At 71.7% G+C, this 18,556-nt stretch carries 19 protein-coding genes; 7 read left to right on the forward strand and 12 right to left on the reverse strand.

Translation table 11 applies throughout. The annotated features are described in order from the left end of the window. Positions 1 to 62 precede the first annotated feature (62 nt). Positions 63 to 1,253, reverse strand: coding sequence for a trans-sulfuration enzyme family protein (locus EV186_RS15530; protein ID WP_133849918.1), 1,191 nt, complete (start codon positions 1,251 to 1,253; stop codon positions 63 to 65). An 85-nt stretch (positions 1,254 to 1,338) separates the two neighbouring features. Between EV186_RS15530 and EV186_RS15535 the strand changes: the two genes are divergently transcribed. Continuing rightward, positions 1,339 to 1,824 carry an Lrp/AsnC family transcriptional regulator gene (locus EV186_RS15535; RefSeq protein WP_133849919.1) on the forward strand — a complete coding sequence of 162 codons (486 nt, stop codon included), beginning with the start codon at positions 1,339 to 1,341 and terminating at the stop codon, positions 1,822 to 1,824. On the opposite strand, the gene EV186_RS15540 is transcribed toward EV186_RS15535, so the two are convergent. Together EV186_RS15540 and EV186_RS15545 are read right to left on the reverse strand one after the other, a co-directional pair. Further along, positions 1,817 to 2,125, reverse strand: a complete 309-nt coding sequence (locus tag EV186_RS15540; protein ID WP_208115607.1) for an AzlD domain-containing protein — start codon at positions 2,123 to 2,125, stop codon at positions 1,817 to 1,819. The genes EV186_RS15535 and EV186_RS15540 overlap by 8 nt on opposite strands. Next, positions 2,122 to 2,868 (reverse strand): AzlC family ABC transporter permease, encoded by a 747-nt coding sequence (locus EV186_RS15545; RefSeq protein ID WP_133849921.1) that lies wholly within the window; start codon positions 2,866 to 2,868, stop codon positions 2,122 to 2,124. Before EV186_RS15545 ends, EV186_RS15540 begins: the two co-directional genes overlap by 4 nt. A gap of 80 nt (positions 2,869 to 2,948) precedes the next feature. On the opposite strand from EV186_RS15545, the gene EV186_RS15550 reads away from it, so the two are divergent. Together EV186_RS15550 and EV186_RS15555 are read left to right on the forward strand one after the other, a co-directional pair. Further along, positions 2,949 to 3,506 carry a helix-turn-helix domain-containing protein gene (locus EV186_RS15550; RefSeq protein ID WP_133849922.1) on the forward strand — a complete coding sequence of 186 codons (558 nt, stop codon included), beginning with the start codon at positions 2,949 to 2,951 and terminating at the stop codon, positions 3,504 to 3,506. Positions 3,507 to 3,798: 292 nt separating this feature from the next. Further along, a complete protein-coding gene (locus EV186_RS15555; RefSeq protein WP_133849923.1) occupies positions 3,799 to 4,104 on the forward strand; it encodes a hypothetical protein in 306 nt (101 codons plus the stop codon). Positions 4,105 to 4,217: 113 nt separating this feature from the next. Here the strand turns inward: EV186_RS15555 and EV186_RS15560 are convergent, their stop codons facing one another. Genes EV186_RS15560 through EV186_RS15570 form a run of 3 tightly spaced genes read right to left on the reverse strand, consistent with a single transcriptional unit; the run spans position 4,218 to position 6,435 of the window. Next, positions 4,218 to 4,682 (reverse strand): hypothetical protein, encoded by a 465-nt coding sequence (locus EV186_RS15560; protein ID WP_133849924.1) that lies wholly within the window; start codon positions 4,680 to 4,682, stop codon positions 4,218 to 4,220. Positions 4,683 to 4,687: 5 nt separating this feature from the next. Next, complete coding sequence (locus EV186_RS15565) at positions 4,688 to 5,269, reverse strand: RNA polymerase sigma factor (RefSeq protein ID WP_208115608.1); 582 nt, start codon at positions 5,267 to 5,269, stop codon at positions 4,688 to 4,690. An 8-nt stretch (positions 5,270 to 5,277) separates the two neighbouring features. Further along, on the reverse strand, positions 5,278 to 6,435 hold the full coding sequence (locus EV186_RS15570; RefSeq protein WP_133849926.1) for a S8 family peptidase: 1,158 nt from the start codon (positions 6,433 to 6,435) through the stop codon (positions 5,278 to 5,280). Between the two features lie 129 nt (positions 6,436 to 6,564). Between EV186_RS15570 and EV186_RS15575 the strand changes: the two genes are divergently transcribed. Together EV186_RS15575 and EV186_RS15580 are read left to right on the forward strand one after the other, a co-directional pair. Next, on the forward strand, positions 6,565 to 9,222 hold the full coding sequence (locus EV186_RS15575; RefSeq protein WP_133849927.1) for a CHAT domain-containing protein: 2,658 nt from the start codon (positions 6,565 to 6,567) through the stop codon (positions 9,220 to 9,222). Positions 9,223 to 9,298: 76 nt separating this feature from the next. Next, positions 9,299 to 9,934 (forward strand): glycoside hydrolase family 25 protein, encoded by a 636-nt coding sequence (locus tag EV186_RS15580; protein ID WP_166659185.1) that lies wholly within the window; start codon positions 9,299 to 9,301, stop codon positions 9,932 to 9,934. 43 nt (positions 9,935 to 9,977) lie between these two features. Here the strand turns inward: EV186_RS15580 and EV186_RS40785 are convergent, their stop codons facing one another. Together EV186_RS40785 and pdxS are read right to left on the reverse strand one after the other, a co-directional pair. Then, positions 9,978 to 11,147, reverse strand: coding sequence for an endonuclease (locus EV186_RS40785; protein WP_424982722.1), 1,170 nt, complete (start codon positions 11,145 to 11,147; stop codon positions 9,978 to 9,980). A 249-nt stretch (positions 11,148 to 11,396) separates the two neighbouring features. Next, positions 11,397 to 12,320 (reverse strand): pyridoxal 5'-phosphate synthase lyase subunit PdxS, encoded by a 924-nt coding sequence (gene pdxS, locus EV186_RS15590; protein WP_133849929.1) that lies wholly within the window; start codon positions 12,318 to 12,320, stop codon positions 11,397 to 11,399. A gap of 259 nt (positions 12,321 to 12,579) precedes the next feature. On the opposite strand from pdxS, the gene EV186_RS15595 reads away from it, so the two are divergent. Continuing rightward, the gene (locus EV186_RS15595) at positions 12,580 to 14,703 is read left to right on the forward strand and encodes an elongation factor G-like protein EF-G2 (RefSeq protein ID WP_133849930.1); all 2,124 of its coding nucleotides are present in this window, start codon (positions 12,580 to 12,582) and stop codon (positions 14,701 to 14,703) included. A 131-nt stretch (positions 14,704 to 14,834) separates the two neighbouring features. Further along, a complete protein-coding gene (locus EV186_RS15600; RefSeq protein WP_133849931.1) occupies positions 14,835 to 15,332 on the forward strand; it encodes a DinB family protein in 498 nt (165 codons plus the stop codon). A 3-nt stretch (positions 15,333 to 15,335) separates the two neighbouring features. On the opposite strand, the gene EV186_RS15605 is transcribed toward EV186_RS15600, so the two are convergent. From EV186_RS15605 to EV186_RS15620, 4 genes are all read right to left on the reverse strand, one after another. Then, positions 15,336 to 15,956: a maleylpyruvate isomerase family mycothiol-dependent enzyme gene (locus tag EV186_RS15605; protein WP_133849932.1), complete on the reverse strand. Its 621-nt coding sequence runs from the start codon at positions 15,954 to 15,956 to the stop codon at positions 15,336 to 15,338. Positions 15,957 to 16,020: 64 nt separating this feature from the next. Next, entirely contained in the window at positions 16,021 to 16,359 is a 339-nt protein-coding gene (locus EV186_RS15610) for an ArsR/SmtB family transcription factor (protein WP_133849933.1), read from the reverse strand. 66 nt (positions 16,360 to 16,425) lie between these two features. After that, positions 16,426 to 17,406 (reverse strand): NUDIX hydrolase, encoded by a 981-nt coding sequence (locus EV186_RS15615; RefSeq protein WP_133849934.1) that lies wholly within the window; start codon positions 17,404 to 17,406, stop codon positions 16,426 to 16,428. Next, positions 17,403 to 18,536 (reverse strand): glycosyltransferase family 4 protein, encoded by a 1,134-nt coding sequence (locus EV186_RS15620; RefSeq protein WP_133849935.1) that lies wholly within the window; start codon positions 18,534 to 18,536, stop codon positions 17,403 to 17,405. The genes EV186_RS15615 and EV186_RS15620 overlap by 4 nt, the downstream gene beginning before the upstream one ends. Positions 18,537 to 18,556 lie beyond the last annotated feature (20 nt).

Raw genomic sequence — 18,556 nt, forward strand, 5'->3', positions numbered from 1 at the left:
GCTTCTCCCCGCAGTGCTGACTGTGTGTGGTCACATGGTCGCACCGGGAATTCCGCTTTCGGTCATCCCGCGGGTTCGAGGTGTCGGTCGCGCACCGACAGCAGCGCGGCGTCCAGGTCGGCCCAGAGGTCGGCGACATCCTCGAGCCCGACCGACAGGCGCAGCAAGTGCGCGGGCACGCCGGACGCGGCCAGGTCGTCGTCGTCGACCAAGCGGTGGGTGAGCGCGGCGGGGTGCTCGATCAGCGTGTCGACCGAGCCCAGGCTGACCGCGGGCGTGACGAGCTTGAGCGCGCGCACGACCGCGTGCGGGTCGCCGACGGTCTCGAACGCGAGCATCCCGCCGGGTCCGCGCAACTGCGTGCCGAGCAGGCCGTGCGGGTCCGAACCGGGCAGCCCCGGGTACCGCACGGACAGCACGCCGGGGTGCTCGGCCAGCCGGGTCGCCAGTTCGCTCGCCGTGGCCTGGGCGGCGTGCACGCGCAGCGGCAGCGTGGCCAGGCCGCGGTGCAGCAGGTAACCGCCGAGTGGGTGCAGCACGGCGCCGGTGAGGATGCGGACCTGGCGCAGCCGCTCGGCGAGGGTCTGCGAGCACGCGACGACACCGCCGAGCACGTCGCCGTGACCGCCGAGGTACTTCGTGCCGGAGTGCACGACGTAGGCGACGCCGTACGCGGCCGGGTTCTGCAGGACTGGTGTCGCGAAGGTGTTGTCCACCATGACCGGCACCGAGCCCGCCGCGGTGACCACGGCGGCGATGTCGATCAGGTCGAGGTTCGGGTTGGCCGGGGTTTCCACGACGACGAGCCCGGTGTCCGGCCGGATGGCGGCGGCGAGTTCGTCGGCGGCGGCGTAGGTGACCGACGTGCCCAGCAGGCCGGTGGTCAGCAGGTGGTCGGTGCCGCCGTAGAGCGGGCGCACGGCGACCACGTGCTTCAGGCCGATCATGGTGCACGCGGCCTGGATGACGGCGGCAATCGCGGCCATGCCGCTGCCGAACGCGACGGCGGTCTCGGTGCCCTCCAGGTCGGCGAGCGCCTGCTCGAAGCGGGCCACCGTCGGGTTGTGCAGCCGGGCGTACACCGGCGACGCGGCGCTGGCCGCCCCTTCGGCGAGGTCCTGCAGCGCGGCGCCGCCGACGCCCTGGTCGGGCACGGGGTAGGTGGTGGACAGGTCGATCGGCGCGGCGTGCACACCCAGTGCCGCGAAGTCCTCACGACCGCCGTGCACCGCACGCGTGCGCAACCCAGCCATCCAGCACCTCCGATTGTTCGGTCAGTTCGCCTCATGTTGCACTGAGCGCGAGATCTGCGGTGAAATCACGAATCCTGTTCGACAAATGGAGGGTTGCGCCGTGTTGGATGCGATCGACGCCGCGATCGTGCGAGAGCTGCAGAACGATGCTCGGCTGTCGAACAAGGACCTGGCCGCACGCGTGAACGTGGCGCCGTCGACGTGCCTGGTGCGCCAGCGCGCGCTGCGGGAACGTGGCGTGATCACCGGCTACCGCGCGGAGGTCGATCTGGGCGCGCTCGGCCGGCCGCTGCAGGCGATGATCGCGGTGCAGGTCCGGCCGCACACCCGCGTCGTGGTGGAGGCGTTCCTCGCGTACGTGCTCGACCAGCCGGAAACGATCATGGCCACCCACGTCGCCGGCCCGGACGACTTCATCGTGCACGTGGCCGTCGCCGACGCGACGCACCTGCAACGCCTGCTGCTCGACCGCTACACGACACGCAAGGAGGTCACGCAGCTGCACACGAACCTGGTGTTCGAGCACCACCGCCGGCGCACGCTGGTGCCGACCGCGGACGTGCTCAGCTGAGGCCCGCGAGCCGCAGCAACGCGGTGGTCGCGGCGGCGACCACGACAACCACCACGAACGGCGCCTTGCGCCAGGCCAGCACTCCCCCGACGGCCACCCCCAGAGGCAGGGCGAATCCGGCGAACTGGTGACCGGTCATCAACGCCGACGTGGCGACGACCGCGACCAGCAGGACGATCGCGGCCATGGACAGCAGCTCGCGGATGCGCTCAGGCACCTCCATCCGGCCACGCAGCAAGGTGCCGGAGATGCGGAACGCGTAGGTGCCCAGCGCAAGCACCAAGATCGGCACGAACGTCATGATTGGTCAGCCTCCCCAGATTTCCCTCCGCCGGCCGCGGTGCGAGCCGGCTGGGCCGCATCACGGTCCCTTTTGGACGGTGACGTCAACGTGACCAAGAGCCCGGCGAGCGACAGCAGGACCGGGAGGCCGGTCGGCAGGAACGGCGTGGTCGCGAGCGCGACGGCGGCTCCGGCGAGGGCCGCGCCGAGCGTGGTCCGGTCCTTGAGCGCGGGCAGCACCAGCGCGAGCATCGCGGCGGGGAAGACGGCATCGAGGCCGAGCGCGTTGGGGTTGCTGACCAGCTGGCCGGCGAGGGCGCCGATCACGACGCTCACGTTCCAGCTGACGAACAAGGCGCCGCCGCACAGCCAGAACGCGCTTCGAGCCTGCTTGGAGTCCTTTTGCGACAAGGCAAACGCGACCGACTCGTCGACCAGCAGGTGGCTGCCCAGCAGCCGGGTGGCGAGGCGGTCGCCGACCACCTGCCCGATCGCCAGCCCGAAAGGTAAGTGCCGCGAGTTGAGCACCAGCCCGCCGAGCACCGCCGCGACCGGGCTGCCCCCGGCGGCGACCACGCCGACGACCAGGTACTGCGAGCTGCCCGCGAAGACCAGCAACGACATGGCCACCGGCACCCAGAGCGGCAGTGCGGCCGCGACCGAGATGGCGCCGAAGGACAGCCCGTTGACGGCCACGGCGGCGGCGAGGGCGCCGACCCCGCGGACCAGATCCTTGTCCAGTGTTCGCCACATCGAACGCATGACTTCTATACTGAACACAAGGCCTGCCGTTCGTCAAGTCGAACGTGCGGCCGTTCTGCCGAACGTCACGAGAGGGTTCGATGACCACCAAGGGTGCCCCGCTGGACGTGATCGCATACGCGTTGCGCCGGGCACGCGACCGGGCCGGGCTGTCGTTGAGCGAGGTCGCCAAGCGCGCGAACATCGCCAAGTCGACGTTGTCGCAACTGGAGGCGGGCACCGGCAATCCGAGCGTGGAAACGTTGTGGGCGTTGGGAGTCGCGCTCGACGTGCCGTTCAGCCACCTCGTGGAGCCGCCGCGCCCGACGGTCCAGGTGATCCGGGCGGGCGAAGGCCCCGCCGTGTTCTCCGAACGCGCGAACTACGTGGCGACCCTGCTGTCGTCGTGCCCACCGAACGCGCGCCGGGACATCTACCTGATCAACGGCGAGCCCGGCCTCGGGCGTTGCTCGGACCCGCACATGCCGGGCGTGGTCGAGCACGTCGTGCTGAGCACCGGGCGCGCCAGCGTCGGCCTCACCGATGACCCGGTGGAACTGGCGCCGGGCGACTACATCGCCTACCCCGGCGACCAACCCCACGTCTTCGAAGCCCTCGACCCCAACACCTCCGCCGTCCTGATAAGCGAACACACCTGACCCCTCCCGGCGTGTCCCCCGTTCCCGCCCGGCGTGTCCCCCGTTCCGGCCCGGCGTGTCCCCCGTTCCGTGCGGGTGTGTCCCACAGTCGCGCGGGGTGTGTCCCCCGTTCCGACCGGGTGTGTCCCACAGTCGCGCGGGGTGTGTCCCCCGTTCCGACCGGGTGTGTCCCACAGTCGCGCGGGGTGTGTCCCACGTTCGCGTCGGGCGTGTCCCCCGCTCGGCCTATTGCGCCTGCGGGATCTGCTCCACCACGGTGGTCGCAGGCCTGGCAGATCGAGGGGGGAACTCGATGGGGCGCAGGATCGGCGGTGCCGGGGGCGGCTCCGACAAAGGCGCGAGCAAGCCCGCGGTCATCGCGGCCGCCGCCGCGGCGGCCATCGCGCTCGGCGGCGGAGTCGGCGGCGGGATCGGGATCGGCACGGAGGCCGCGAGTGGCGGGTCGGCCTCGATTGCCGAAGTGACCGACGGCAGCGACGCTGCCTTGTCCCGTGATGTCGGCACCAAGTCCAAACGCGCGAAGTCCTCGGCAAAGCACGGGAAGACCGACGAGGCGTGGCGCCACACCCGATGCGAACGTGGGACACACCGGGCGTGACTGTGGGACACACCCGGCGCGAACGTGGGACACACCCGGCCGGAGCGGGGGACACACCCTGCCGGAAGAGGGGACACACCCGGCCGGAAGAGGGGACACACCCGGGTGGAGGGTTAGAGGGTGGCCCATTCGGTTAGGACGGAGCGGCCGTCGGCGGTGTGGACCAGGAGGCGGAACAGGCCCACCGGGAGCGGGCGCAGGACGAACCAGCCGACCTCGTCCACCGGCGCGGCGGTCGCGGAGCCGTCCTTCTGGCGCAACTCCACGGTGCCGGGTTGCGGGGGGACGACCTGGCCCAGCAACGCGTCCTCGGTCAGCTCCACCTCGATGGTCACGCCACTGGCCACAAAGGTCAGTGAGCGCAACGCCGCAGGCTCGGCCCGGGTCCCGGCCAACGCACCGTCCACAACGGAGTCGTAGCTCAGCTCGGCCAGTTCGGCATCGATTGTCCGCCAAGCAAAGGCCGCTTTGCCCGCTTCGACGAACCGGGACGGCACGGCTGCCGCACTGCGCAAGGCCTCCCCCAATTCGTTGTACAGCTGCTCGTCATCGGTCCAGTCGGGCCACTCACGCGCCACCCCGGTCACCTCCGTCCCGCCGTCTGCGCGAGCAGGGCCGCGACCACGGGCCGGCGCCGCAGCTGTTCGAGGCAGCGCATCCGGTTCGGGCCGACGCCGCCGATCGGCATGCCCAGCTGCGCCGCGATGTCCGTGTAGGACGTAGGCGGGTCGTCGAACAGCATCGACAGCAGCCTGCGGCACTTCTCCGACAGCTCCGCGAACGCCGTGCGCAACACCACGTGCCGCTCCTGCGCCACCAACGCCTCGTCGAGGTCGATGCCGGTGCCGATGTCCGGTTCGGGCAGCCGCTCGTGCTCCACCGGCACCTGCTTCTGCTTGCCACGCAACAGAACCAGGCACTCGTTGCGGGTGGTCGTGACGAGCCAGCCGGGCAGCGCGGCCGGCTCGCGCAACGTCTCCAGCCGTTCCACCAGCCGCAGCCACACGTTCGCGCCCACGTCCTCGGCATCGGCGTCGGAAAGCCGGTGCCGCTGGCAGATCGACCAGACCAGCGGCGCGTACCGCTCCACGATCCGGTCCCATGCCGCCTTGTCGCCGGTCCGGGCCTGCTCGACCAGCGCCACCACGGTCGCGTCGTCGCGCATGAGGTCCATCATGACGGCAACACGTACTTGCTGACCACACCGCCCGGTTCGGACAGCAGCCGCGCCAGCGCGTCGCGGGCGCTGACCCGCCCGGGCTTGGTGGCCGCCGCGATCGCGCCGGTGACCGCGGCGGCGGAAAACGACGTGCCGCGCCAGGTCGCGTAGCCCTCGAACGCCTTCACATCGCCCTCGCTCGCGGGGACCGACAGCTGGTCGATGAGCAGCACGGACGCGTCCAGGTAGGTGCTCACGGCGGTGCCCGCCGCGGTGCACGTCACCCAGGGCGCCATCGGGCTGTAGTCGGCTTCCGCGGCTCCGTCCGTGGCGCCGACCGCGACGACGTCGGGCAGCGCGGCGGGCCAGGTCGGCCGGGCCATCGCCTTCGGCTGGCCTGGTGCCGGCGCGCCGTGGTTGCCCGCGGAGGCGATCACGAGCACGCGCGGGCTGAGCAGCTCGATCGTGCGGCGCAACACCAGCGGCGCCTGGTCGTCCTCGGTGTGGCAGCCGACCGACAGATTGATCACGTCGAGGTTCTTCTCGGCGAGGTCCATCAGCTTCGTCGCCAGCCGCCAGACCGTGGCCTCACCCTTGTCTGCGCTCAACGCGTCGACCACGTGCAGCTCGGCCGCGGGCGCCTGGCGCAGCACAAGCCCGGCCACGAACGTGGCGTGCCCGGCCCGGAAGGGCGTCGGCCCCAGCATCGGCGGCAGCCAGACCGCCGACCGCTCGGCCACGAACCGCCCGACGAGATCCGGGTGGTCGGCGATCGCCGAATCGGCCAGGCCGACGCGCACGCCACGGCCGTCGTCCGGCTGTGCGGTGCTCGCCTCGGGCGAGGCCGGGGACGGGAGGCCGGCCGAGTGCGGCTTGGTCTCCCCGAGCCCGACCACGCTGGTCAGGTGCCGGTTCTTGCCGACCAGCGGGACCCAGCCGCGGAAGGTGTCCCGGAAGTGCTCGCGCATGGCCTTGAGCACCGGCTCGATCGCATCGGCCACGCTGACCTCGAGCAGCGCCAGCCCCAGCCGGTCGTCGCGGGCGAGTTCCTTGGTGACCGGGGTGCCGTTGTCGCGCAGCCAGGCGGTCACCAGGTCCAGGTGCGGGAGGTGCACCACCAGCTGGTCGGGTTCGGCGGTGGTCGGCAGAACGAGGGGTGGTGTCTCGCTCATTGCTTCACCTCACGTCGTCGGGGGTGTCCACTACCCAGAGACCCGAACACCCGGGTTGATACGAGAATCAAGCCGGCAATCACGCCCGTTACCGCCGCTTTGCCGCCGCTTTGTCCTTACCCTTGCCCCGTGGAGCCGCACACTGGGGAGCCGCACACCGCGAAGCCGGACACCGCGCTCGCCGCGGCCCGCACCGCGATGCGCCTCGCGGACGCCAACCCCGGACGCGCCCAGCCCGCGGCCCGGCTCGCGGTGCGCCGGGCGCGACGGGAGGGCGACCCGGTGGCGGCGGCGGTCGCGGAACTGGCGCTCGGGCATTCGCTGTCCCAGTGCGGTGAGGTGCCCGCCGCGATCCGGCACCTGCGTGCGGCGGCCCGCCATGGCGACGAGGCCGGCTCCACGACGCTCGCGGGCGAAGCCCGGATGAAACTCGCCTACGCGCTGGTCCAGCGTGGCCAGCCCCGCGCGGCGCTGCACGCCATCGACGCCGCTCTGTCGTCCTTGACCGGGCCGGGCAAGGCGATCGCTCGCGCTCAGCGCGCGGTGATCCTGTACGAGGTCGGCCGGCTCGAGGAGGCGCTCGCGGAGTTCCGCATCGCCATCCCGGCGCTGCGCCGGACCCAGCAACGCCGTGACCTGCAGCGCGCGCTGGTCAACCGCGGCCTGACCCTGTCCGGCTTGGCCTACTACCAGGCGGCCATCGCCGACCTGAAGGAAGCCGACACGATCGCGCGCGAGCTGAACCGGCCGCTGGCCATCGGGATCATCGCCGAGAACCTGGGCTTCGTGGAGTCGTTGCGTGGCGACGTCCCGGCCGCTTTGCGCTACCTCGACGACGCCGAGAGGACCATCGTCGAGCACGGCGGGCAGCTGGCGCCGGTGCTGCTGGACCGCAGCCAGCTGTTGCTGTCGGTCGGTCTGGTCGCCGAGACGCGGGAGGTGGCCGAGCGCGCGATCGCCGCCTTCCAGGCCAGCCGGCGGCAGCTGAAGGTCCCGGAGATGCGGCTGACCTTGGCCCGTGCGTCCTATTTGGATGGCAAGACCGCGGAGGCGGCGACCCAGGCCCGCTTGGCCGCCAAGGAATTCGCCGCGCAGCACCGCGACGGCTGGGCCGCGCTGGCCCGGCTGACCGCCGTGCAGGCCGGGCTCGCGAACGGCGAGCAGATCACCGACGCGCACGTCCAGTCCATTGTGGACGTCCTGGTGGCCGGTGGCCGCAAGGCGGCCGCGCTGGAGGCGCGGCTGGTCGCGGCGCGCCTGGCCGAACGACGCGGCCGCGCCGACGTGAGCCGCGGGCACCTCGAGCCGGCCAGCGCCGAGCGACGGCGTGGGCCGGCGGCCCGGCGTGCGCGCGGCTGGTACGCCGAGGCGTTGCTGCGCCAGGCCGACGGACGCACCCGCGAGGCGGCCACCGCCGTCCGGGCCGGGCTGCGGATCCTCGACGAGCACAGCACCGCGCTCGGCGCGACCGACCTGCGCGTGTACTCGGCCGTGCACCGGGCCGAGCTCACCGACCTGGGCCTGCGCATCGCCATGCGGGACGGGCGGGCCCGCCAGGTGTTCGAGTGGTCCGAGCGCGGCCGGGCGAGCCGGCTCGTGCACCGCGCCGTGCTGCCGCCGCCCGACCCGGAACTGGCCGAGCTGCTGGGTGAGCTGCGGGCCACCGCGTTGGAGATCGACAAGGCACGGCTGGCCGGGCAGCCGGTCGCGCGGCTGGAACAACGGCAGGTCGCGCTGGAGCGGCGGATCCGGGATCGCAACCGCTTGCTGCCCGGCGGGAGCGGCCAGCAAGGCGCCGGGCCGGTGTCGCCGTCGGTGCTGGGCGCCGCGCTCGGGGACCGCGCGCTCCTCGAGTTCGTGCAGTTCGACGGGAAGCTGCACGCGCTCACGCTGGTCGACGGAGTCCTTCGCAGGCACGAGCTGGCCGCGGTGGCCGAGGTCACCGACCTGCTCGACCGGATCCCGTTCGCCTTGCACAAGCTCGCCCGCCGCGACGGCCGCAGTGCCACGATCGAAGCGGCCGCGGCCCTGCTCGACGCCACGGCGGTCCGGCTGGACCGGCTGCTGCTGGCCGGCCTCGCCGAGATCGGCGACCGGCCGCTGGTGGTCGTGCCGACCGGCGGGCTGCACAGCCTGCCGTGGTCGATCCTGCCGTCGTGCGCGCACCGGCCGGTCGTCGTGTCACCGTCGGCGACCCTGTGGCACGCCGCCGCGACCGCGACCGGTTCCGCGGCCCAAGGCGTGGCGGTGGCCGCCGGTCCCGGCCTGTCCGGGGCGCGCGCGGAAGCCCAAGCGGTGGCCGCGATCCACGACGGTGCCCAGGCGATGCTCGACGACACGGCGACCGTCGGCGCCGTGCTGGCCGCACTGACCACTGTGGACGTCATGCACCTGGCCGCGCACGGGCGGCTGGCCACGAACAACCCGCTGTTCTCCGATCTGCGCCTGCACGACGGCCCGCTGGTGGTCTACGACCTGGAACGCCTGCCCCGCGTGCCGAGCACGGTCGTGCTGGCCGCGTGCGACAGCGGCCGGTCGGTGGTGCGCACTGGCGACGAGCTGCTCGGCCTGGCCGCGACGTTCATCGCGCGCGGCACCATGCGGCTGATCGCGTCCGTGGTGCCGATCCCGGACGCCGAGACCGCGCCGCTGATGGTGGCGTTGCACCAACGGCTGGCGAAGGGTCACTCCCCCGCCGCCGCGCTGGCCGAGGCCCAGCGTGAGGTGCGCGACGAGAGCCCCGCCGGCCGGGCCGCCGCGGCCGGGTTCGTCTGCATCGGCGCCTGACCCGGTTCGTATCAAAACCCGGATCGGCGCATCTGTCCTGGCATCAGCCATTGTCAAATCAGGACGGATGAGAACGATGGAATTCGGAATCGACGTCAGCCACCACAACGTGGTGGACGACTGGCATGCCGTGCGCGGCAACAACATCACGTTCGCCAGCATCAAGGTGACCGACGGGGAGGAATTCGTCGACCCGCAGGCCCGCCACCACGTGCCCGGCGCGCGGGCCGCCGGGATCCGGGTCGGCGGTTACCATTTCGCCCGCAAGGGCAACGTCCAGAAACAAGTCGACCTGTTCTTCGAGCAATTGCACGCCCGGGCGATGCTGTCGTCGACCTCGCTGGCGCCGATGCTCGACATGGAAGAAGCGTCCGGGTTGCGGGACACCGCGAACTCGTTCATCCCGCAGTTCATCGCGAAGCTGCGGGCCAAGGGCGGGATCAAGCGGGTGTTCGTCTACGCCAACCTCGACTGGTTCACCAACGTGTTGCGCCCCAACGACTGGGCGGACGCGAACGTGATGCTCTGGATCGCGCGGTTCAACGGCAACCCCGGCAAACCCGGGTTCAGCCACCCGAAGCTGGTGCTGCACCAGCACAGCATGAAGGGCAAGGTGCCCGGCATCCCCGGGCACGTCGACCGCGACGCCACCATCGGCACGCACAAGCTGGCCGACCTGCTGCTGCGCACCCCCGCGCCGGCCCCGGCCTGAGCATGGTCCACTTCGGACCGGGGCGCGGCGCGGGAGCGGCGGCTCAGCCGTAGATGGCCCGCGCCCACTCCGGGTGGTCGATGAACGGGTTCCGGTTGTGCTGGAACTGCGTGTAGATGACCTCGTTGCGGTGCATCTCGGTGGCGTCCGGCGGGTCCTGGTCGTTCCACGCCAGCAGCACCGAGAGCTTGCCGATGTTCGGGTTGGTGTTGTTCGAGGTGGACTCGTTCGGCTCGAGGTCGGGGAAGCCGTCGTCACCCTCGTAGCGCACGGCCATGTAGAGGATCATGCGGGCGACGTCGCCCTTGACCGCGTCCCGCGGCTGGAAGGAGTCGCTGTCGGTCAGGCAGCCCGAGCACTGGTCGACCGGCGAACCGCCGTTGTCGAAGTCCTTGTTGCTGCGCGTGCTGTTGACCGTCACGTCCTCGGCCCGTAGGTGGTGCAGGTCGGTGCCGGGCCCGGTCGCGGTGCCGAAGTCACCGTGGGACTTCGCCCACACGTGCTCGCGGTTCCAGTCGTCCGGGTCGCCGCCGTTGGTGCTCTTGGGCACCGAGCGGCCGCTGTAGATCTCGATGACGTTGTTGGGGTTGTTCGGGTCCTCGTCGGTGGCCTTGATCCCGTCCCAGTCCTGGTCGTAGGACAGCTTGGTCATCTGGCTGATGATGGTGTGCAGCGCGGCCTTCAACTCCGGACCGGTCTTGCCGAGCGCGGCGGCGTAGTAGGCGTCGGTGTCCCCCGGGTCGCCGGGCGCCGACGTCGTGGTGGTGGTCGTCGGCGTCGAGGAGCCGGTGATGGTGAACGCCGTCGTCGACTTCAGGCCCGGGTGGGAGAAGTACGCGCCCAGGGCCCCGGTGACGTCCAGTTCCTTGCCGACGAGGTCGGGGTTGGACTGCAGCCCGTACGCCGAGCGGAAGGTCGACGTGATCTGCACGTAGAGGACCTGTCCGGTGGCGGTCTGCCCCGGCGCGTCGGCGAGCGCGAGCGCGTAGTCGTTGGGGAAGTTGCTGGTGACGACCGTGGTGGTCGCCGTGGGCTGGCCGACCACGTAACCGCGGACGGTCGCCGTACTCCCGTTCTGCCCGGCGATGGCCTGGGCCACGGTCAGCGGCGTGCCCGCGGCGGAGCTGGCGCCCGCTTGCAGGACAACGAAAACCGACGCGAGGACGGTCAGTACGGCGGATAACAGCGCGAGGCGCTTGCGGCGCGGTGTCACGATCCCTCCCGACAGGGTTCACCCGGCAATGAGAGGAAGGTGACAGGCGAAACCCGCGGGTGGAACGAACGAAAGTCGAAGATCAGGTGTCTTGGGCGCGAGCGGCGCAACTACCGACGATCGGCTGGGACCGAACGCCGAGGCGATTGGTCCGGTCGGCGGCTGGCGCGACCCGCGATCACACGAACGACGGCCCGGGTGAACTTCCACCCGGGCCGTCGCGCTGTGCGTTTGCGATTTACCTTCGGCTTACCAACCACGCTCCGCGAGCCGGTGCGGCTCGGGGACGTCCTCGACGTTGATGCCGACCATGGCCTCGCCCAGACCACGCGAGACCTTCGCGATCACGTCCGGGTCGTCGTGGAAGGTCGTCGCCTTGACGATGGCCTCCGCGCGCTTGGCCGGGTCGCCGGACTTGAAGATGCCGGAGCCGACGAACACGCCCTCGGCGCCCAGCTGCATCATCATCGCCGCGTCGGCCGGGGTGGCGATGCCGCCCGCGGTGAACAGCACGACCGGCAGCTTGCCCTTCTCGGCGACCTCGCGCACCAGCTCGTAGGGCGCCTGGAGTTCCTTGGCCGCCACGTAGAGCTCGTCCGGCGAGAGCGAGGTGAGCCGGCGGATCTCGGCGCCGATCTTGCGCATGTGCGTGGTCGCGTTGGACACGTCACCGGTGCCGGCCTCGCCCTTGGAGCGGATCATGGCCGCGCCCTCGGTGATCCGGCGCAACGCCTCACCCAGGTTGGTGGCACCGCACACGAACGGCACGGTGAACTGCCACTTGTCGATGTGGTTGGCGTAGTCGGCGGGCGTGAGCACCTCGGACTCGTCGATGTAGTCCACGCCGAGCGACTGCAGCACCTGCGCCTCGACGAAATGGCCGATCCGGGCCTTGGCCATGACCGGGATCGAGACCTGGTTGATGATGCCGTCGATCAGATCCGGGTCGCTCATGCGCGCGACGCCACCCTGCGCGCGAATGTCCGCGGGCACCCGTTCGAGCGCCATGACGGCCACCGCGCCCGCGTCCTCGGCGATCTTCGCCTGTTCGGCGGTGACCACGTCCATGATCACGCCGCCCTTGAGCATCTCGGCCATGCCGCGCTTCACCCGCGCGGTGCCGGTCTCCGCGACCCCGGTGGTGGTCTCAGTGGTGGGCTGTGGTTCGGACACGCTGCGCCTCTCGAACGAACTCGTGATGTGGGTCATACCAGCAGGTCAGGAACCTGCTACTAGCAATGTACGACGCACGTGGCCTGCTGAGGCGGGCCAATGGCACCCGTTCTCGGCAGGCCACTTGGCCACCTCGGCGCCACTCGGCGCCACGAGGCCGTCCTGGGCTTGTCCCAGCCTGGCAACAGGTGTGAGATCGAACACAGACCATTCGGCGGGGCCGCCGGCCGGCCCCCGACACCCGGGAGGTGAGGGCCAGATGGCAAGCAAGCATGGCGACAGCGCCCAGGACCAATCAGCAGTCGCGGTGGACGATCCAGCCAAGGTCAGGAACGTCGTGCTCGTGGGTCCATCCGGATCCGGCAAGACGACGCTCGCCGAGGCCCTGCTCGCCGCGACCGGCACCGTGCCGAGGGCGGGCTCGGTCACCGAGGGCACGACGGTGTGCGACCACGACCCGGCCGCGGTCCGCCAGCAGCGCTCGGTCGGCCTGTCCGTCGCACCGGTGTTGCACGGCGACATCAAGATCAACCTCATCGACACCCCCGGGTACGCCGACTTCGTCGGTGAGTTGCGGGCCGGACTGCGAGCCGCGGATGCCGCGTTGTTCGTGGTGAGCGCCGCCGAGGGCGTGGACCCGGCGACCGTCGCCGTGTGGGCGGAGTGTGCCGCCGTAGCCATGCCGCGAGCAGTGGTCATCGCGCGCACCGACCACCAGCGCGCCGACGTCTCCGCCGAGATCGCCGCGTGCCAGGACCAGTTCGGCGCCGGCGTGCTCCCGCTCTACCTGCCCGCGGATGACGGCACGCCGTCGTTGATCGGGCTGATCACCCAGCGCCGGTTCGACTACGGAGGCGGCTACCCGCCCGTGGTGTCCGACCCGGACGGCGAGGACATCGCCGACGCACGCAACGAACTGATCGAGGGGATCATCGCCGAGAGCGAGGACGAGACCCTCATGGACCGCTACCTCGGCGGCGAGGAGATCGACCAGGACGTCCTGATCGCCGACCTGGAGACCGCGGTCGCGCGCGGCAGCTTCCACCCCGTGATCCCGGTGTGCGCGTCGAGCGGCATGGGTCTCGCCGAGTTGCTGGAGGTCATGGCGCAGGGCTTCCCGTCCCCGCTGGAGCACCCGCTGCCGGCGGTCACCACGCCCGACGGCGCCGAGCACGCCGCGATCACCGCCGACCCGGACGGCCCGCTGGTGGCCGAGGTCGTGCGCACCGCCGTCGACTCCTACGTCGGACGGGTGTCGCTGGTCCGGGTGTTCTCCGGGACGCTGCGCCCGGAACGCCCGGTGCACGTCTCCGGGCACGGCCTCGCCGAGCGCGGCCACGACGACCACGACGCCGACGAGCGGGTGGCGCACGTCTACTCACCGCTCGGGTCGAACCTGCGCGAGGTGCCGTTCTGCGTCGCGGGCGACCTGTGCGCGTTGACCAAGATCGGCTCGGCGGAGACCGGCGACACGATCTCCTCGCCCGAGGACCCGATCCTGATGGCGCCGTGGACGATGCCCGAGCCGCTGCTGCCGGTCGCCATCGTGGCCAAGACCCGCAGCGACGAGGACGCGCTGGCCCGCAACCTCGGCCGGCTCGTGGCCAGCGACCCGACGCTGCGCCTGGAGCGCAACGCCGAGACCCACCAGATGGTGTTGTGGTGCATGGGCGAGGCGCATGCCGACGTGGTGCTCGCCCGGCTGCGGGCCGGCGGCGCCGACGTGGACAGCGAGCCGGTGCGGGTGGCGCTGCGCGAGACGTTCAGCGGCCCCGCGCAAGGAAAAGGCCGGCACGTCAAGCAGTCCGGCGGGCACGGCCAGTACGCGGTGTGCGACATCAAGGTCGAGCCGCTGCCACGCGGCAGCGGATTCGAGTTCGTCGACAAGATCGTCGGTGGCGCCATCCCGAACCAGTTCATCCCCAGCGTGGAGAAGGGCGTGCGGGCCCAGATGGAACGTGGCCTGCGCGGCGACGGCCACCCGGTGGTGGACATCCGGGTGACACTGGTGGACGGCAAGGCGCACAGCGTCGACTCCTCCGACGCGGCGTTCCAGACCGCGGGCTCGCTCGCGTTGAAGGAAGCCGCCGCCGCGGGCCGGGTCGCACTGCTGGAACCGGTGGACGAGGTGTCGATCCGGCTGCCCGACGAACACCTCGGCACGGTGCTCGGCGACCTGTCCAGCCGTCGTGGTCGCGTGCTGGGCACGGAGGCGGCCGACGTCCCGGGCTACAGCGTGGTGCACGCGGAGGTGCCCGCGAGCGAACTGCTGCGCTACGCGATCGACCTGCGCTCGCTCACCTCCGGTGCGGCGACGTTCACCCGCCACTTCTCCCGGTACGACCCGCTGCCCGATTCCCTGGCCGGCGCCGCGACCGGCTGACACCAGGACCGGCTGAGACCGGCTGACACGCCTGACGGCCGGGCCCACACCGGCCCGGCCGTCCGTGGGCAGGTCCGCGGGTTCCGAAATCGACGCGCGGGTTGTCGGTGGTCGTGACTAGGGTCCGCGGCATGATCCGAGTGCCGTACACCGGCGGTGAGAAGGAAAGCCTGCACGCGAGCCTCGAACGGCACCGCCAAGCGGTGTTGTGGAAGGTCGAGGGGCTCGACGACGAGCAGTTGCGCAAGGCCATGACGCCGACGGGCACCAACCTGCTCGGGCTGGTCAAGCACCTGGCCGCGGTCGAGTACGGCTGGTTCTGCGAGACGTTCGGCCGCGAGACCGAACCGCTGCCGTTCGACGACGACGATGAGAACGCCGACCTGCGCATCGAGCCCGGCGAGACCACGGCCGACGTGCTCGCCTTCTACGAGCGGGCCCGCGCGGCCGCCGACTCGGTGATCGCCGAGGTGGACGTCGAGACCACCGGCACCGCGTGGTTCGGCGAGCAGGTCAGCCTGCGCTGGGTGCTGATCCACATGATCGAGGAGACCGCGCGGCACGCCGGTCACATGGACGTCGTGCGTGAGCTGATCGACGGCACGGCGGGCGATCACCGCGAGGACTAGGCCCTAGACCCGTCCGGCCAGCGTCGCCACACCCGGGCCGGTCAGCTCGGCCAGCGCCTCGGCCCGGCCGGCCAGCGCCATCAGCAGCGCCTCCCCCGGACCCCGCACCTGCGGGCCGTCCCCGTGCGTCCAGTCCACATCGGACGCGACCAGCCCGAGGCCCTTCGCACGCTGAGCCGCGTGGATCGGCCGCGCCCGCAGCGCGAGGCGCAAGGTCGCGCGCAGCCGGTCGGCGGGGATCTCGCGGGGCTTGCCGAGTGCGCGGCGGATGTCCTGGTGGTGGACGGTGCCGTCGACCAGCGCGATGAAGCCGCCGAACGCGGCCGTGATCCCCCGTGGCCGTTGGTGCTTGCGCAGCAGGGCGATCAGCTCGGCCGGGGTGTGCTCGGCCTCGGCCACCCGCTTGGCGTTGCTGCGGTGCAGCGAGAAGCCGCTGCGGGCCAGCGACCCGATCGTGCGCAGCAGGCCGAGCTCGTCGTAGCCGATCATGTGGGTCACCACGTCCCGCACGGTCCAGCCTGTGCAGAGGCTCGGCACGTCCCAGTGCTCCGGCGCCAGCGTTTCCAGGAAATCGGCGAGCTCGCCGCGTTCCACCGCTGCCATCGCCTTCACGTCCGCGCTCATCGCGATGCCTCCTCCCCCGGCGTCAGCTCGAGCACCGTATCGCCCGGGGCAGCGGTCCCGCAGTTCACCTGGCGCGCTTGGCGCCCTTCTGGGCGGCGGCCTCGGCCTCGGCGATCGCCGCGAAGTTCGCCAGCGCGGTGCGCCAGAACCGGTCGAGGTAGTCGCGCAGGGCGTCCAGGCCGGCGCGGTTCACCCGGTACAAGTGCCGCGTGCCGATCGTCTCGGCGGACACCAGCTGGGCGTCCTTGAGCACCTTCAGGTGCTGGGAGACCGCGGGCCGCGAGATCGGCAGCACCTTGGCGAGCTCACCGACCGGCTTCGGCCCGCGCACGAGGTGTTCCAGGATCGCTCGGCGACTCTGGTCGCCCAGCGCGTCGAGCACCAGGGCAGCGGAAACAGGCACAACTCAACTGTGACCACACGACAAGCGGCTGTCAACCGTTCGCACGGGCTTACCGTGACGTGGGACTCAGCGGATCACGCGAATCTCGCCGTCCCAGTCCCGGTCGAGGTCGGGCAGCAACTCGGCCAGCTGCACCGGGTACACCTTCTCCTCGGTGGCGGCGAGCTCGTCGCGGGTCCACCACCGGTGCCGGTCCACGGTGTCCCGCTCGACCTCCTGGAACCCCGAGGTGTCCACAGTGGTCGATGGGGGCACCCGCTCGGCGAGGAAGAACCACTCCTCGCCGTCGTAGCTGCGCCCGTCGAAGCTGAACACCACGCGCCGCCGCCACACCGGCCCGATCAGGTCGCCCGGCGCGACCACCAACCCGGTCTCCTCCTGGAGCTCGCGTGCGGCGGCCGCCCGCAGATCCTCCCCTGGCTCCACCCCGCCGCCGACGGTGAACCAGAACGTGTCGCTCGGCTGCGCCGGGTCGTGGCCGTGGAAGAGCAGCACCCGCCCGTCGACGTCACGCAGCACCACCCGCGCCGACGGCCGGGGCGTGGGCGCCGAACCGGGCTCGCCCGGCTCGGCGATCTCCAGGTACTCCGGGCGCGGCGCGGTACCGGACAGGCGCAGCCAGCGCACGATCCGCCTGCGCCGCTGGGCGAGGGTGTCCCGCACGGCGTCGCTGTGCACCCGCCGCGCGATCACCACGCGTTGCTCGGCGTCGGTCAGCTCGGCGGCCAGCGCGACCGGCAGCGCCGCGCGGTCCACAGTGGACAAGCGACGACCCAGCTCGTTCTCGGTGGACTCGCGGTCCGGTCGCTTCGCCCGCTCGGCCCGCTCGGCGGCCGCGCGCAGCTCGTCGGCGGCGGACTGGTCGAGACATCCGGCGGCCGCCACGGCCCGCACCACGACCGCCCGCCGGGCCAGGGCCGCGTCCAGCGCCGCCCACGCCGCGTCGGTGCGCACGTGCAGCCGGTCCAGGCGGTTCGCGGTCATGGCCAGCCACGCCAGCAGCAGCAACGCCACCACGACGAGCAGCGTGACGAGCCAGCCGCTCATCGCGACCCGGACTCCACGACCCGCCGCGGGTTGGCCGCGATGGCCTGGTCGTAGACGCGCAGCACCTGATCGGCCACCACCGACCAGTCGTACTGAGCGACCCGCGCGCTCGCCCGCGCGACCATCTCCGCACGGGCCACCGGATCCGCGAGCGTCGAACGCAGCCCGTCGGCCAGGCGGCCGCTGTTCCCAACGGGGGTCAGCACGCCCGCGCGCCCGTCGTCCAGGACCCGGCGGAACGCGTCGAGGTCGCTGCCCACGACGGCGGCGCCCGCCGACATCGCCTCGGTCAGGATGATGCCGAAGCTCTCACCACCGGTGTTCGGCGCGCAGTAGACGTCCATGCTGCGCAGCGCGCGCGCTTTGGTCGCGTCGTCGACCTGGCCGAGCAGGACCAGCCGGTCGGCCACCGGACCGGCCTGGCGGCGCAGCTCGTCCTCCTCGCCGCGACCGACCACCAGCAGCCGCAGGTCCGGCAGCTCCGGCGCGAGGATGCGCAACGCCTCGAGCAACACCTGCATACCCTTGCGCGGTTCGGTGTAGCGGCCGACGAAACCGATGGTGTTGCCGGTGCGGGGGTGGTCGTCGAGGGGGCGCGCACCGGCGAAGAACCCGACGTCCACGCCGTTGGGGATCTCCACCGCGTCGCCGCCGAGGTGCTCCACCTGCACGCGACGGGCCAGCGCGGACACGGCGATCCGCGCGGTGATCTTCTCCAGGAACGGCTGCAGCACCGGCTGGAACGCCGACAGCGTGCGCGAGCGCGGCGTCGAGGTGTGGAAGGTCGCCACGATCGGGCCGTCGGCGACGGTCAGCGCGAGCATCGACAGGCTCGGCGCGGTCGGCTCGTGCAGGTGCAGCACGTCGAAGTGGCGGTCCCGCAGCCAGCGCCGCACCCGGGCGTAGGACACCGGCCCGAACGAGAGCCGGGCCACCGAGCCGTTGTACGGCACGCCCAGCGCACGACCGGCCGGGGTGACGAAGTCGGGCAGCGGGGTGTCCTCGTCGGCCGGCGCGAGCACGTCCACGTCGTGCCCGCGGCGCAGCAGCGCGTGGGCCAGGTCGAGCACGTGCGCCTGCACCCCGCCGGGGACGTCGAAGGAGTACGGGCACACGATCCCGATCTTCACGCCGACCCCTCCCCTGCTCG

It is taken from the genome of Labedaea rhizosphaerae (genome assembly GCF_004362825.1).
Taxonomy (GTDB): domain Bacteria; phylum Actinomycetota; class Actinomycetes; order Mycobacteriales; family Pseudonocardiaceae; genus Labedaea; species Labedaea rhizosphaerae.